Below are 15,341 nucleotides of genomic sequence, written 5' to 3' on the forward strand. Positions count from 1 at the left end.
CGATGAAATTCAAATCGTGGTATAATATGGCCTAGGATGAGGTGAGAGAATGCTGGGTTTATTGTTCATGGCTCGCAAAAAGAAAAAATCGTTGGAAGAATTAGCCGTGGAAATACAAAATGGAAATGATGACGCAGTCACAGAAGTGCTGCAGTCCTATAAGCCATTTGTCAAAAAAACGGTTTCCTCTGTATGCAAAAAATATATCACTGAAAGCGATGATGAATTCAGCATTGGACTCATGGCATTCCATGATTCCATCCTGAAATTCAATCAGGACAAAGGAAATTCACTTTTAAGCTTTGCAGAAGTCATCATTAAAAGAAAAGTCATCGATTATATCCGTAAAAATGGGAAATACAATGATATCAGTTTAGCTGTCAGCCCGTTTGAAAAAGAAGAAGACCAATCGAATGGGACACTTGAAGAAACACTATCATTTGAAGAATATAAAAAGAAAAAAGAGCAGGAGCTCCGTAAAGAAGAAATCATTCGCTACCAGCAGACTCTATTGGAGTTTGACTTGTCATTGGATGAATTGATGAATGAGTCTCCAAAGCACGAAGATGCACGGATCAATGCGATTGGGGTTGCAGAGATCGTAGCGGGGACCGATGAATATAAAAATTACCTCTTTGAAAAAAAGAGGCTGCCAATAAAAAAAATAGAAGAGCATGTAAATGTCAGCCGGAAAACAATAGAGAGAAACCGGAAGTACATCATTTCAGTCGTTTTGATATTATCAGGGGATTTTATATTTTTAAAGGATTATTTAAAAGGGCGGTTAGGCTTATGAATAAAAAGGGAATCATCATGGATATTAAAGAAGATTACCTTATCATGCTCACTGCGGACGGCCAATTTCTGAAAGGGCAGAAAGAAAGACGGACGTATGAGATCGGAGAAGAAGTTTCTTTTTTTTCTTATGAGGGGTCTAAGAGGAAAAAGTTCAACGCAGCTTTCTCAAAATGGATGACAAAATCCGGAATGATTGCTGCATCCGCAGCAGTTGTCATGTTGGCATTTCTTCTTCTGCAGCCATTTTTTCATGAAGAAGAAGTTTATGCCTACGTATCCATTGATATTAATCCAAGCATTGAATTAAATATCAATAAAGGTATGGAAGTCATTGATGCACGTGCCTATAATAACGACGGCAAACGCATTTTGAAGCATATTGATTTGAAAAAGCATCAAACCATAAAGAAAGCGGCTATTCAAATCATGAAAGAGAGCAAAAAAGAGGGATACTTAAAACCGGAACATACAATCGTTATAGCGACAGTCCCGGGTGAAAAAGCTACTGATGGATTTACAAAGTCCTTAAACGATGCCATAACAACCCTCAAAAATGAAACAAACGCATTGGATGCCCAATTGATTGCAATCAAAGGGACGCCGCAAGAGAGAAAAGATGCTGCCGCAAAAGGTCTCACAACAGGAAAATATTTAAAGCAGGAAAGAGAAAAAGAATTAACAGAGAAAGAAAGTATTGAAAAAATAAAGACGAAAGTACCACCGAAAAAGAAAGAGGCAGAGCAGCCTCAGCAAAAAAGTGCTTCAGAACAAAATAATGATGCAGCAAATAAAGGAAAAGCACCTGCAGCAAAAGGGAATGGAGCAGAAGCTGTCACTCCTGGGGACACCAGGAATCAAAACAATGCCGGACAGCAAAAAAAGAATGGTTCCAGAAACAGCACTCATCCTTTCAATCCAGGCAATGGTTCTGAGAAAAATAAAAATGTGTACCCACCAAAAAATGATGAAAATGTCGGTAAAGGACATGATTGGGATCATCATGAAAAGAACAATGGGAACAGCCATTCAAACTACGATGAAAAGCATGGTAGCAGCTGGGGAAAGAATGAACGTGAACGGAATCATGAAGATCATGAAGATCATGACGGACATGAACACGGTCAAGGCAAAGGGGATTCAGGAGAAGATCATAGAGATTGAACTATAGGAATGAGAGCCGAAGAAATTTCTCCGGCTCTCATTTTTATTATTAATCCGATTACAGCACAGTGCGCATCCTTGAATGCAGCTCTATCCATTGCCGTTAACGGCAGTGCTCAATCGATTATTCGCCTTTAAGCTGACTTTGCGCTTGTTTAACCAGGCGCTTGGTGATTTCTCCGCCGACAGATCCGTTTGCACGTGCAGCTGTATCAGAGCTTAAAGTGACACCGAATTCTTGTGCGATTTCATATTTGATTTGATCCAAATATTGTTCAACACCAGGGACAATCAATTTATTTCGGTTTGCCATGAAAATTCCCCCTTTCAAAAGGTATACCATTTCTGGTTTTCTTATTATGCTGCGCGCCAAACAATTTAATGAATGGTAAATGGTATCATATTTCATCTAAAACTGCCTGTTAACCCTTTTATTTCGTATTTATTTTCTATAAGATAGATACTGATACTAAGGAAAGGGATTTTGCTGCAATGTCACTTAAGTTAAAAATTAAAGGTTTATCTCCTGCACAAGCAATCGTAGTATTTTATCTCCTTGCAGTGACCGTTTCTACCCTTCTGCTCAGCCTCCCCATTGCACGCAATCCAGAAGCTAAGTGGAGTTTTCTTGATGCGATATTTGTCGCGGCAAGTGCAGTGAGTGTTACCGGACTTTCTACTGTTGATATTTCTGAAACATTTAATACCCTTGGGGTCTATATTCTTATGTTTGTCCTCCAATTCGGAGGGATTGGGATCATGACACTTGGTACATTCATTTGGCTAATCCTTCGGAAGAAAATTGGGTTAAAAGAACGCAGGCTGATAATGACGGATCAAAATCAGACAAGTCTTTCAGGTCTGGTCAGGCTATTAAGGGAGATCTTAAGTTTGATTTTATTAATTGAACTGGCTGGTGCCGCCATTCTAGGTTTTTACTTTTTAAAGTATTATCCCACATGGCCAGTGGCTTTTTTACACGGGCTTTTTGCATCCGTCAGTGCGACGACTAATGCAGGATTCGATATTACCGGGTCATCCCTTTTTATGTATAAGCATGATTATTTTGTCCAAATCATCAATATGCTTTTATTGATATTAGGGGCCATTGGGTTCCCGGTTCTTATAGAAACAAAAGATTATTTGTTTAATCGTAAAAAAACAAAGAGAAACCACTTTTCCCTCTATACAAAATTAACTACATTTACTTTTTTTTCCCTTATCATAATTGGTACAGTGGGGATTATCGTTCTGGAATGGAATCAGTTCTTTAAAGGGAAGACATGGCATGAGAGCTTGTTTTATGCTTTATTCCAGTCAGTAACTACGAGAAACGGAGGGCTTGCAACACTTGACGTAAATCATTTTTCCCATCCTACACTCCTTCTTTTGTGTGTACTGATGTTCATCGGAGCTTCTCCGAGTTCTGTCGGCGGTGGTATCCGTACGACTACATTTGCCATCAATGTGCTGACCCTCTATCACTTTTCAAGAGGGAGAAAAACCATCAAGGTATTCAGAAGAGAAGTAATGGAAGATGATATCATAAAATCCTACGTTGTCAGTTTTACGGCATTTCTTATTTGTTCTTTTTCAGTCATCATTTTGTCCTATACTGAAAAACATCAGTCGCTTATTTCCATTATGTTCGAAGTCTGTTCAGCATTCGGAACGACGGGATTGTCCCTTGGCATTACCCCGGAGCTTTCAGTAGTCGGAAAATGGATCATCATCATCCTTATGTTCATCGGAAGAGTGGGGATTTTATCCTTCATATTCATGTTCGGGAAAGAAGACGCAGTAAAATACCGCTATCCAAAAGAAAGGGTCATCATCGGATAGTATAGGCAAGTTATTCTAGGATATCCAAAAATGATGCAGGATTGATTCTTTCATAAGTGGGATGATAATACCCTACAGATATGAAAAGGGGAGATTGTCATGGCGAAAAGAAAAGCTCAATTCGATGCAGCATCTAAAAATAATCAAACACCTTATGAAAATAAGAAGGAAACGGAATTCTCTGCAGAATTTACAGGGAAAGAAAATACTGCAAAGCATGCAAACCGCAATTCCCAAAAAGGTAAAAAAGGCAGGGCATAATGAAAAAAGAATCCTGCAGCAAACAATCATTTCGTGAAGAGTTTGGAATGGAATTTGGGGATATTAACGCTGTAAAGCAGTATGAGATCCTTCAAAGAACAAAAGAAAAGTCGGATAAAAAAAAGAAATGCTAAATAGAAGGGACGCGCTAAATACAGCGCGTCCCATTGTGTGTTTAAATAGCAGTTATAGTTTTTATTCCCTTTAAGGGTGCAAAATAGACGGTAGGCTTTCCACTTGCAGGCTGGAAGTAGACAAGCATGATAGAATTTTCTCTTTCCACTTCATTTGTATCGAAATAGCTGCCTGCATTGAATGGGATAAGTTCAAGCATTGTGTGTTTATATAAGTCTTTTTCATTCAGGTGCAGCTGAATGAACTCATCTCCGAAAATTTCCGGGTCTGACAGGATGGACTGATAGATCTCTGATTTCTCACTTTTGCTAAGTTTATGGGTCCACCAAGGTTTTCTAGGCTTGTATTTTTGGTTTTGAATGTAGTCATACATCATAAGCCCCTCAACTACATCCAGAGATGATGGGTGTACTTCCTGAAGGAATTGGCTTAAGCGCTTGAAAAGATCCTCAAGCTGATGTCCAATCCTTGACCAGCCCTGGCTGTCCCAATAAGAGCCAAACTCTTGGAAGAAATCGAATGGACTTTCAAATACATTCGACACCAAATATTCAATGGTCTCATCAGCACGATGGTCATTCCAATACTTCTCCAAAACATCCTCGACTTGTTTGATCCTTACGATATCATCAAAGCTCAACACATTATTGCCCAGGATTTCATATGGCGAATGGTCCATGTATATATATTGATGTTCATCCGCCCGTATCCTAAGGCCGGTCCCACGAAGCATTTTTAAGAATCCGAGCTGCAGTTCTTCAGGCCTCAATTCAAATACATCATTGAAAGTCTTTCTGAATGAGTGGTAGTCTTCTTCCGGCAATCCGGCAATCAAGTCCAGATGCTGGTCGATTTTCCCTCCATTCTTGACCATGCTGACAGTCCTGGTCAACTTCTGGAAATTCTGCTTTCTCATCACCAGTTCATTTGTGGAGTCATTGGTGGATTGGACGCCAATTTCAAATCGGAATAATCCAGCAGGTGCGGTTTGATTTAAAAACTCAATCACCTCAGGCCTCATGATATCCGCGGTGATTTCGAATTGAAATACTGTTCCGGGAAGATGTTCGTCAATTAAAAATTGGAACATTTCCATCGCATAGCTGCGGCTGATATTGAAAGTCCGATCGACGAATTTAATGGTTTTAGCCCCATTCTTCATCAAGTAGCGGATATCTTCTTTAATTTTTTCACGGTCGAAATACCTGACACCGACTTCGATGGAAGATAGACAAAATTGGCATCTGAACGGGCACCCGCGGCTTGTTTCAATATATATGACCCTTTTTGACAGGTGCGGGATGTCTTCTTCAAAACGGAAAGGGGATGGCAGCTCCCTCAAGTCCAATTTGTTTCTCTGCGGGTTGATGGCAGGCTTCCCTTCCTTCATATAGCCAATACCCGGCACATTTGATAAATCCATTGGCCCGGATAATTCAGTCAAAAGCTGCTTAAAAGTTTCTTCTCCTTCTCCGATTACGATAAAGTCAGCTTCAGGTATTCTTTCCAGCCAATAAATCACATCATAGGAAACTTCCGGTCCACCCAAAATAATTTTCACAGAAGGCATGATTTTCTTCAGCATCTTGATAACCGTAATCGTTTCTTCAATATTCCAGATATAGCAGCTGAATCCAATGACATCAGGTTTTTTAGAAAACAAATCTGAAACGATATTCATGGACGGATCTTTAATCGTATATTCTGCAATCTCAGCCTCGAACTCAGGCTCGGCAAATGATTTTAAGCATCTCAAAGCCAAATTCATATGAATATATTTAGCATTCAGTGTACTTAGCACTATTTTCATTTTATTGAATTCCTCTTTTCCATCTATTCATCCCTTTATTTTAGCTGAGCATGGGAAAAACCTCAACGCATGGGAGAATTTACAGAAAAAAATGAATAAGCAAGGCAGGATTTTACATATTTTCTTAGAATTTATTCTTAAAAGAAAAAAACAGCCAAATGGCTGTCTTTTTTCATTAACTATTCATTGCCAAGCATCCTTTTTAGGTGAAGGAATCCTACTTTAAAACGTTCTTTGAACTTTTTCCACTTATTTGCCCTTAACTCGATAATAGGTTGAGTCAGGGATGTAATGAACTTGCTTGATAATAAGATGGATAGTACAAAGGATACTAGTGCCAGTATCACATAGGTGCCGATATCGAATGAGTAATGGTTGGATACATCGCTTGCCCTGAAAGTCTTAATGAGAAATCCGTGGAGCAAATAAACATACAAAGTGTTTTTGCCCCATTTTGTGAAGAAATATTTCTTATCAGGTACATACGAAAAGAAACAGAGAACCATAACGATATTAAGAATATAAACTCCTGCACGCAGCAAAGCACTGTAAGGTACTTCTGCGCCGAGCACATCATAAGGCTTTGAACCGAGCAGCCATTTTTCGTTCCAGTCAGGGAAGAGGTACATGCTGACTAATACTGCAAGGATAATCACTGAGGTAATGATTTTAGATTTAGTTTCAGTAAGCCTGCTGAAAGTCTTTCGCTCCATGAAGTAGCCAAGCAAAAACAGTGGAAAGAATACGAAAGTTCGCGAAAGGCTTAAATAATTTGAAATCCAGTCTGCATACCCTACTAAAAGGCCGATAGCAAATGCCAAGGCTAGTGAAGGGATTGGCTTTAGCTTTGCAAAAGCCAATAATAGCAAGTTCCAACAGAACAAGCTTAGCAAGAACCAAAGAGCCCACTGAGGATTCAGGGGATCTACTGCTAAAGTCGACTTATCGTATAGGTAGTAATAGAATACGGTATAAATGGTTTGAAAGATCAAATAGGGCAAAATCAATTTTTTTGTCAGTTTCCAAATATACCCTTTGTTATAAAAGCCTTTTGCGAAATAACCTGACACCAATATGAAAGCCGGCATGTGGAAAGTATAAATGAACTTATATACCGCTTCTATAATGGAGTTTTTATCAATATACGATTGAATTAAATGTCCAAACACCACAAAGAGGATCAAGATAAATTTGGCGTTATCAAAGTAATAGTCCCGTTTTTCCATATTCTCACCATCAATTCTGTATTTTGCAGCTTTGTCATGTAAATTATACCCACAATATCGAACGATAAACGGACCAAAACCATGTTTGGTCCACGATCATGATTCTCGAGCATCAAAAGGAGGATACATACGTGCCAAACTCATCAAACAGCAGCAGCCCGCTTGTCCGATTCAATGAAAATAGTTGGATAGGGTCTGAAATGCTGAAAGACCATACTCAAAGATTGTTTCAAACCATTTCATCGACTGTAAGCGATGCAGTGATAGTCACTGATTTTGATGGCAATATTCATTTTATCAATCAATGTGCGGAAAGATTGCTGAATGAAGATTCTAATCATATTATGACAAGGAATATCGCATTTTATTTTAATGCGATTCCATCTATCATTAAAAAATACCATGATGACCAATTATCTGAACAGGGCTATGTGGAGGATGAAGTTTTGCTTACAAGGTCCTGTGGAGCCAAAATCCATATAAAACTGAAAGTGCATAGAGACCGTGAGAATGGCTGGGATATCTTTCACTTATGTAATATCTCAAAGGAAAAAGAAATCGAACGTGAAGACCAGAGAAACCAGCAAATGCTCTACAATATCTTCACTCAGGCAGCAGACAGCATAATCATATTTAAAAATAACGGGACGATTATTAATGTGAATCCTGTCTTTTGTAAAAAGGTGAATTTAGGACGTGATAAGATACTTGGTCAAAAAGTACTGAAATTCATTCCTGAAGGCTTTTATCAGAAGATGGAGAAAATCAATGAATATATTGAGCAGAATAAAAAGGTTAGAGGGGAAATCCCCATAATTCATGATGGCGGGCTCTCTGTAATGGAGTTCAATGTAAGCCCGAATATTTTCCAAGGGCTGCATATGGCGATTTTACGGGATATCACCGAGAAGAGACAAATGGAAATCAAATTGAAAAGAAGCGAAGAGCAGTTTGAGGATTTGTTTGAAGAAACGATTGATGCCATTGTCTTCTGGGACCAAGACGGTAAAATCATGAGAGTGAATAAAGCGGCTCTATCAATATTTGAATGTACTGAACAAGAACTAATAGGATCCATTCTCTGTGATTTCCTGTATGAAAAAGATAAGAAATTTTTAAAAGTAATGAAGGAATTCCAGGAAGTTGGATCCATAAGGGATGAACTGCTCTTTTTAATGCCTAATGGACAGCTCAAACATTTGGAGTTCACTGCAAGGATGCATCCAATTGACGGATATAACATTACAATTTTCAGGAATGTCAGTGAGCGCTATCAAATGGAAAAAGAACTGAGGGAGAGTGAGACGAAATTCAGGAAGGTATTCGAGGGCACTTTGGATGGAATGCTGCTTTGGGATCAAAACTATAAATTGATTGATATGAACCCGGTAGCGAAAACTATTCTGAATTGTTCCGATAGTTTCCGTAAAGGCATGGATATCCGCGAACTCATCAATGAGAATGAGGAGACAAAAAAGGAATTCCGTTCACATATGAAAAAATTGGCTAAGTACGGTAAAGCCAATCAAATGTTTATTTATAAAGATCAGGATTCAAATTTGAAACATTTAGAAATCTCCACAAAATGCAACCTTTTGACAAATATGAACTTGACTGTGATCAGGGATGTCACGGAGAAAATAGAGATGGAGGAACAATTGAGGAAATCAGATACGCTGAATGTCGTTGGGGAGCTTGCTGCAGGGATTGCACATGAAATCAGAAACCCAATGACCGCACTAAAGGGGTTCATTCAACTTCTCGAAAACAGCATGGACGAACCCGACGGCGGCCAAGAAATGTATTTCAATGTCATTTCTTCCGAGTTGAAGCGGATTGAATCCATTATCACTGAATTTCTCGTATTGGCTAAACCGCAGGCAATCCATTATCTAGAGTATGATGTGCGAAAAATCATGACAGACACCATTGAACTCTTGAATGCACAGGCGCTGATGCATGGGGTTGAATTTGAGGTTAATCTGGAAGATAATCTTCCATCGACTTTCTGTGAGCCAAACCAGTTAAAACAGGTATTTATCAATATTATTAAAAATGCAATTGAAGTTATGCCAAAGGGTGGTACAATTACCATCAACATGCTCAAGGCTGACCAGGAAGCTATCAAGATTTCCATTAAGGATGAAGGATCTGGTATTCCGCACGATAAAATCAAGAAGCTCGGAGAACCATTCTACACCACAAAGGATAGGGGGACTGGATTGGGGCTGATGGTAAGCTTCAAGATCATCAAGGAACATAAAGGGAATGTTGAGGTAGAGAGTGAATTGGGGAAAGGAACGACCTTTCACATCACACTGCCAACCATCTAAAGAGTCTATTGTTTTTCCTGATACTATATCAGGATTTTTTTTTTTTTGGAATTGATTGACATCGAATTCTAATTAGACTATTATCTAATTAGATGATCATTTAAAAAGGTGTTGATTTATAATGCAGCTGGATAAAATAGTTTCCTTCCATAAAGCAATGGGAGATCCAACAAGAGTAAGGATTATAAGCCTTCTAGCACAAGGGCCGCTTCATGGCCAGGCAATTGCAGGAAAACTGGGGCTCACCCCACCTACGATTTCGCATCACTTGAGCAAACTGAGGGATATCAGCCTCGTTTATCAACGCAGGGATAAAAATACGATTTATTACCATTTGAATCAAAAATTACTGAAGCAGCACTCTAATGCATTATTGACCTATTGTCTAGAAGATAAGGGGGAAGAGGAAACAATGGATAAATCAATGAAAGAAAAGCAGGCAGTCATCAATAATTTCTTTACAAAGGATGGAAAGCTGAAATCCATACCGGCCCAGAGGAAAAAGAAATTGTATGTTTTTGAACATATCGTAAGCGGACTTGAAAAAGGCAGAAAATATCCCGAAAAAGAAATCAATGAGTATATTAAAAAGTTCCATGAAGATTTCGCTACGATCCGAAGAGAATTCATTATCAATCATTACATGTACCGTGAAAATGGAATCTATGAGTTAAATCCTACCGAAATGTGGGCAAAGACAGAGGGATGATAGAACAAAAGAAAACCATACCAGTAAAGTGTTCTGGTATGGTTTTTTTGCTTATTGCTGTTCAGAAAACAGGTTTGAAATAGAATCCTTATAATCAGGCTTCAATATCCCATTCTCTGTAATAATGGCTGTGATCAAATGGCCGGGAGTCACATCAAATGCAGGGTTAAACACCCTCGCATCGAGAGGGGCAGAAGGAATACCGTTGAAATGCGTAATTTCCTCTGACTTTCTTTCCTCAATCGGAATTTCCCTGCCTGTTTCAATGCTTAAATCAAATGTAGAAGAAGGAGCGGCCACATATAAAGGTATTTGAAAAGCTTGAGCGAGCAATGCAAGACCATATGTGCCAATTTTATTGGCGGTATCTCCGTTTTGGGCAATTCTATCTGCTCCAACGATAATGGCTTTGATATTTTTTTCCTGGATGGTATAGGCAGCCATGCTGTCAGCGATCAATGTCGCATCGACACCGGATTTAAGAAGTTCCCATACAGTGAGCCTTGCACCCTGAAGAAGCGGTCTTGTCTCACAGGCGTACACTTTGAATTGCTTTCCTTTTTCCATGGCAATATGGAAGGGCGCAAGAGCCGTCCCGTATTTTGCCGTGGCAATAGAGCCGGCATTGCAGATGGTCATCACGGGATGGGAAGGATCAAGCAATGTAAGAGCATTCTCTCCAATTTTTCGGCACATATCTTCGTCTTCTGCCTGGATTTTGATGGCCTCGTGCTGCAATTCAGTCTTTGCTTCATTGACGCTGCTAGATTGGAGAGCAAGTTGATACAGCCTTTCGAGGGCCCAGGATAAATTCACAGCAGTAGGCCTGCTGGACAGTAAATATTCCTTGTCTTTTGCCAATTGATTAAAGAAGACTCCTAATTCATCTGTTTCATATTTTGAGGCTGCCATTGCCAGGCCGAATGCCCCGGCGATCCCTATGGCAGGTGCTCCCCTCACTTTTAGTGTCAGTATGGCTTCGAATACATCCTCAATCTCTAAAAGCTCCAGGTAGTCCTCTTTGTGGGGGAGTTCCTGCTGATTAAGGATAGAAAGTCTATTGTCCTGCCATTGTATTGAAGTGGGGATGTGGAACGATGTATTTGCATTCATGATTGTCTACTCCTTACTTAATTCCCGCATAGGCGGCAGTTTCTGAGAGAAGGGGAAGAATGGACTCAGGACCAGTTTGAAGTCCCCTTGTTTTGATAAACTCCCTGCCTAATTGAATACTGGCTTTTTTGGCAGTGATGCGAAGATGTTTATCGCAGATTCCATCAAGATCTTCTACATGGGCAAGCCCGATGGTTCTTCTGATCAATTCGCAGCCAGCGAATCCGACTGCATCCTGGAAGATCTTTTTAAGGACATAATCCAGATACCCATCTACTTCTGTATATTTCTCCCTGCTTTCTTTTCTCCAAAGATCTGAATATGTTTTTTCAAATGTATTCCATGCCTCCGCAATATACCCTGAAATCAATTTCTCTTTCTCCTTTGGATTAGAGAGAAGCTGAAAGATCAGATTGGCAAAAAACTGTCCGATATCAAATCCGATGGGGCCGAAGAATGCAAATTCAGGATCGATTACTTTCGTCGTACTCTGATCGCTGAAGATGCTGCCTGTATGCAAGTCACCGTGAATAAGGGCTTCACTTTCAGTTAGAAAACTTTTTTTTAGCTTTGCAACTTCCAGCTTCAAGGAAAAATCATTCCATAGAGATTGAACATCATCAAATAGTTCAGGTTCGAAATCATTTGTGTCACTGTTGAAGAATGGATCTGTAAATACCAGGTCTTCTGTAATTTTACAGAGCTCAGGATTCGAAAATTTTCGAGCCAGGATTTTCTTCGCAGGCGGTTCAAGGTAAAAATCAGAAGTGTAGAATAAAGTCTTGGCTAAGAATTCTCCTAGGTGGTTAGGAAGATGCGGATATTCTTCACCGGCTATCAACCCTTTTCTGGTGATTTTCAATGATGATAAATCTTCCATTACTGTAATGGCGAGGTCATCATTTGTATAATAAATTTCCGGAACGAACTGAGGGACATGTTCCTTATATAATTTCAAGGCATCTGCTTCGATTTTTGCCCTGCTAAGTGTCAGCGGCCAGCTTTCGCCCACCACTTTTGCATAAGGAAGTGCTTGTTTGATGATGCAGCTTTTTCCGCTTTGCGGCTCTGCCACTTGAAAAACGAGGTTCAGGTTGCCATCCCCGATTTCATTGCAAGTGAGAAGGCTGTCTTTTTTGAAAAAATCCAATTCTTTTAATAAGTTGATCGCTCCGCTTGTTGTCAACGGTTCATAAATTTTTGTTTTAGAAATTGCCAATGTCATGACCTCCAATTTTTTTTGAGGCCTTCCATAAAAAATGAAAAAGCCTCTTTCTTGTGAAAGAGGCTTGAAGAATAAGCTTCGCACCTCTTATCTGCCAGAAAGAATAATCTTTCTGTTGGAATTAGCACCGTGCCTTGCGGAAACATATCCGGCGCAAATATTGAATGCGCCCCGTTTTACAACGGAATTACGGTCGGTTGCTGGGCTTCATAGGGCCAAATCCCTCAGCCAGCTCTTGATAAGAGTAAAAAGTATGGAATTGTTAAAACTTACTGAAAATATTCGCTTGCTGAGAATCATAACAAGAAAAAAATCCCTTTGTCAATAAAAAATTGCAAATTTTTAAACAACAAATATTAATAAAACTCGGGCAGGCGGTCCTCGAAGATTGGGATTTGCTTTCTTACTTTTTCTACAAGGGACAATTCGAGTTCTGCTATTACCAGCTCTTCTTCTTGTGAACCTTCTGCGACTATTTCTCCCCAAGGGTCGATAATCAAAGAGTGGCCGGCAAATGTATTATTTGGATCGTCGCCGCACCTGTTGCAGGCAATGACGTAACATTGATTCTCTATTGCGCGCGCAGTCAGCAGGGTTTTCCAATGAGCAGCTCTGGCCAGTGGCCATTCAGCCGATACAAATAAAGCTTTGGCACCATCCAGGGCGTGTTTTCGTATCCATTCAGGAAAGCGTATATCGTAGCAGATAAAACCAGCAAAGATTTCATCATAGAGAGTGAAGAGGCCATCTGATTTCCCGCCCAAAAGATGTTCATGCTCATCCATCAGTTTAAATAAATGGAGTTTGCTGTACTGCTTAATAATATTTCCTTCCCGGTTGGAAATGAACATGGTGTTGAAATGGCCATCCTCAGTCTGCATGGCTGTGGAGCCTCCGATGATATCCATGTGGTGTTCTTTGGCTTTCCTGCTGATGAATGCTGCCAGATCCTTTCCTTCAGGGTCTCCGATTTCACCCAGCCGACCAAGGTCATAGCCTGTCATCCATAGTTCAGGCAAGACAATTAAATCACATTTTTGTTCAGCTGCTTTCTCTACCCACTTCTCTGCATTCTTGATATTTTGAGCAGGATTCCCAAAGGCTATATCCATTTGTAGACAGGCTATTTTAAGCTTCATGATACTTCTCCTTTATGAATAGTTTGAAAATTTTTTCTTTACAAGCTGCTTTTTCCGTTATATCATTTGTGACTAGATTTTTAAAGTCGAAATTTTCATAAATAGAGGGTGAAACGTTTGAAAGAATTCAAGCAATCTCAATTATTGAAGTCTCTCCCAAAACAATTTTTTGCTTCACTGGTGGAAAAAGTCGGGAAAGCTGCGGCAGAAGGCCATGATATCATCAACTTAGGACAGGGAAATCCCGATCAGCCTACACCTGACCATATTGTTGCAAAATTGAAGGAAGCAGCAGAGAATCCGTTGAACCATAAATATTCTCCTTTTCGCGGGAATAGCTATTTAAAAGAAGCTGCAGCTGAATTTTACAAAAGGGAGTATGGAGTTGTATTAGACCCGGAAAAAGAGGTGGCTGTATTATTTGGCGGCAAAGCAGGGCTGGTAGAGATCCCGGTGTGTCTTATGGATCCGGGCGACACATTGCTTGTACCTGATCCCGGGTATCCTGACTACTGGTCAGGGGCAGCTATAGCTCGTGCACATATGGCCGTAATGCCTTTGAAAGAAGAAAACGGCTTTCTCCCGGACTTCTCAGAAATTCCCAAAAGCACAGCAAAAGCTGCAAAATTGATGTTTTTGAACTATCCGAACAATCCTACCGGAGCGGTTGCAGATTTGTCTTTCTTTGAAGACACGGTACAGTTTGCAGGGGAAAATGATATTTGTGTCGTACATGATTTTGCTTACGGCGCCATAGGGTTTGACGGTGAAAAACCTGTAAGTTTCCTTCAGGCAAAAGGGTCAAAAGATGTCGGCATTGAAATTTATACCCTTTCAAAAACTTATAATATGGCAGGGTGGAGAGTAGGCTTTGCTGTCGGGAATCGGGATGTAATTGAAGCCATCAATTTACTGCAGGATCATCTTTATGTAAGCTTATTTGGTGCAGTCCAAGAGGCTGCATCGTCTGCACTGCTCGATTCACAGGAGTGCGTGGAAGGGATGGTGGAGATGTACGAAAGCAGAAGGGATGCCTTCGTGCAGGGGTTGAAGAACATTGGATGGGATGTAGCATCTCCGAAAGGTTCATTTTTTGCTTGGCTGAAAGTCCCTGAAGGATACACTTCAGAAGAGTTTTCGGATCTTCTCCTCAAAGAGGCAAAAGTCGCGGTAGCTCCAGGCATAGGCTTCGGAGAGTGGGGAGAAGGCTATGTTCGGGCAGGGCTTTTGACAAGCGAAGAGAGACTTATAGAAGCAGCAGAAAGAATAAAAAAAGTAGGTTTATTTGTAAAAAAAGATTGACAGAAAATGATATCCCTGTCATAATCACAAATGATTTTAATATTTTTTAATAATCAAACAATTAAATGAATGTTTTTCTTATCAAGAGCAGGCGGAGGGACTAGCCCGATGAAGCCCGGCAACCGACTTGGAGGATAATGTCTTCCTTCAGGCACGGTGCTAATTCTTGCAGCTATAGGCTGAGAGATAAGAAGAAGTTAATCATTAACCTCTTCTTATCGGAGAGGTTTTTTGCTGTTTTGGAACCTATTCAACAACAGACTGCTGCTGAATTTGAACGGAAAGGA

At 40.0% G+C, this 15,341-nt stretch carries 14 protein-coding genes and 2 riboswitches; of the genes, 8 read left to right on the forward strand and 6 right to left on the reverse strand.

Going from position 1 to position 15,341, the window contains the following annotated elements; all coding sequences use genetic code 11:
* The first annotated feature begins 49 nt into the window (after nt 1–49).
* Both sigI and ABTV07_RS06870 read left to right on the forward strand, forming a co-directional pair.
* Entirely contained in the window at nt 50–796 is a 747-nt protein-coding gene (gene sigI / locus ABTV07_RS06865; protein WP_433749125.1) for an RNA polymerase sigma factor SigI, read from the forward strand.
* Nucleotides 793–1,959 (forward strand): anti-sigma-I factor RsgI family protein, encoded by a 1,167-nt coding sequence (locus ABTV07_RS06870; protein WP_433749128.1) that lies wholly within the window; start codon nt 793–795, stop codon nt 1,957–1,959. The genes sigI and ABTV07_RS06870 overlap by 4 nt, the downstream gene beginning before the upstream one ends.
* A 124-nt stretch (nt 1,960–2,083) precedes the next feature.
* On the opposite strand, the gene ABTV07_RS06875 is transcribed toward ABTV07_RS06870, so the two are convergent.
* Nucleotides 2,084–2,272, reverse strand: coding sequence for a small, acid-soluble spore protein, alpha/beta type (locus ABTV07_RS06875; protein ID WP_433749131.1), 189 nt, complete (start codon nt 2,270–2,272; stop codon nt 2,084–2,086).
* A 179-nt stretch (nt 2,273–2,451) separates the two neighbouring features.
* On the opposite strand from ABTV07_RS06875, the gene ABTV07_RS06880 reads away from it, so the two are divergent.
* The 3 genes from ABTV07_RS06880 to ABTV07_RS06890 all read left to right on the forward strand — a co-directional run bounded on the left by ABTV07_RS06880 (nt 2,452) and on the right by ABTV07_RS06890 (nt 4,196).
* Complete coding sequence (locus ABTV07_RS06880) at nt 2,452–3,801, forward strand: TrkH family potassium uptake protein (RefSeq protein ID WP_433749134.1); 1,350 nt, start codon at nt 2,452–2,454, stop codon at nt 3,799–3,801.
* 99 nt (nt 3,802–3,900) lie between these two features.
* A complete protein-coding gene (locus ABTV07_RS06885) occupies nt 3,901–4,062 on the forward strand; it encodes a hypothetical protein (RefSeq protein ID WP_433749136.1) in 162 nt (53 codons plus the stop codon).
* Complete coding sequence (locus ABTV07_RS06890) at nt 4,062–4,196, forward strand: hypothetical protein (RefSeq protein ID WP_433749139.1); 135 nt, start codon at nt 4,062–4,064, stop codon at nt 4,194–4,196. Before ABTV07_RS06885 ends, ABTV07_RS06890 begins: the two co-directional genes overlap by 1 nt.
* 41 nt (nt 4,197–4,237) lie before the next feature.
* On the opposite strand, the gene ABTV07_RS06895 is transcribed toward ABTV07_RS06890, so the two are convergent.
* Both ABTV07_RS06895 and ABTV07_RS06900 read right to left on the reverse strand, forming a co-directional pair.
* Entirely contained in the window at nt 4,238–6,007 is a 1,770-nt protein-coding gene (locus ABTV07_RS06895) for a B12-binding domain-containing radical SAM protein (protein ID WP_433749142.1), read from the reverse strand.
* A 179-nt stretch (nt 6,008–6,186) separates the two neighbouring features.
* The gene (locus ABTV07_RS06900; protein WP_433749144.1) at nt 6,187–7,233 is read right to left on the reverse strand and encodes an acyltransferase family protein; all 1,047 of its coding nucleotides are present in this window, start codon (nt 7,231–7,233) and stop codon (nt 6,187–6,189) included.
* Nucleotides 7,234–7,364: 131 nt separating this feature from the next.
* Between ABTV07_RS06900 and ABTV07_RS06905 the strand changes: the two genes are divergently transcribed.
* Both ABTV07_RS06905 and ABTV07_RS06910 read left to right on the forward strand, forming a co-directional pair.
* Complete coding sequence (locus tag ABTV07_RS06905; RefSeq protein ID WP_433749147.1) at nt 7,365–9,566, forward strand: PAS domain S-box protein; 2,202 nt, start codon at nt 7,365–7,367, stop codon at nt 9,564–9,566.
* 121 nt (nt 9,567–9,687) lie between these two features.
* Nucleotides 9,688–10,275 (forward strand): metalloregulator ArsR/SmtB family transcription factor, encoded by a 588-nt coding sequence (locus ABTV07_RS06910; RefSeq protein WP_433749150.1) that lies wholly within the window; start codon nt 9,688–9,690, stop codon nt 10,273–10,275.
* Between the two features lie 51 nt (nt 10,276–10,326).
* On the opposite strand, the gene mtnA is transcribed toward ABTV07_RS06910, so the two are convergent.
* The 3 genes from mtnA to ABTV07_RS06925 form a co-directional block, all read right to left on the reverse strand.
* A complete protein-coding gene (mtnA, locus tag ABTV07_RS06915) occupies nt 10,327–11,388 on the reverse strand; it encodes an S-methyl-5-thioribose-1-phosphate isomerase (protein ID WP_433749153.1) in 1,062 nt (353 codons plus the stop codon).
* A 13-nt stretch (nt 11,389–11,401) separates the two neighbouring features.
* Nucleotides 11,402–12,613 (reverse strand): S-methyl-5-thioribose kinase, encoded by a 1,212-nt coding sequence (mtnK, locus tag ABTV07_RS06920; RefSeq protein WP_433749156.1) that lies wholly within the window; start codon nt 12,611–12,613, stop codon nt 11,402–11,404.
* Between the two features lie 84 nt (nt 12,614–12,697).
* Nucleotides 12,698–12,858, reverse strand: a riboswitch (SAM riboswitch).
* A 111-nt stretch (nt 12,859–12,969) separates the two neighbouring features.
* Nucleotides 12,970–13,752, reverse strand: coding sequence for a carbon-nitrogen family hydrolase (locus ABTV07_RS06925; RefSeq protein ID WP_433749159.1), 783 nt, complete (start codon nt 13,750–13,752; stop codon nt 12,970–12,972).
* A gap of 117 nt (nt 13,753–13,869) precedes the next feature.
* Between ABTV07_RS06925 and ABTV07_RS06930 the strand changes: the two genes are divergently transcribed.
* Nucleotides 13,870–15,054 (forward strand): pyridoxal phosphate-dependent aminotransferase, encoded by a 1,185-nt coding sequence (locus tag ABTV07_RS06930; protein WP_433749162.1) that lies wholly within the window; start codon nt 13,870–13,872, stop codon nt 15,052–15,054.
* Nucleotides 15,055–15,129: 75 nt separating this feature from the next.
* A riboswitch (SAM riboswitch) is annotated at nt 15,130–15,247 on the forward strand.
* The last annotated feature ends 94 nt before the right edge of the window (nt 15,248–15,341 follow it).

Source organism: Falsibacillus pallidus, from assembly GCF_050990905.1.
Classification (GTDB): domain Bacteria; phylum Bacillota; class Bacilli; order Bacillales; family DSM-25281; genus Falsibacillus; species Falsibacillus pallidus_A.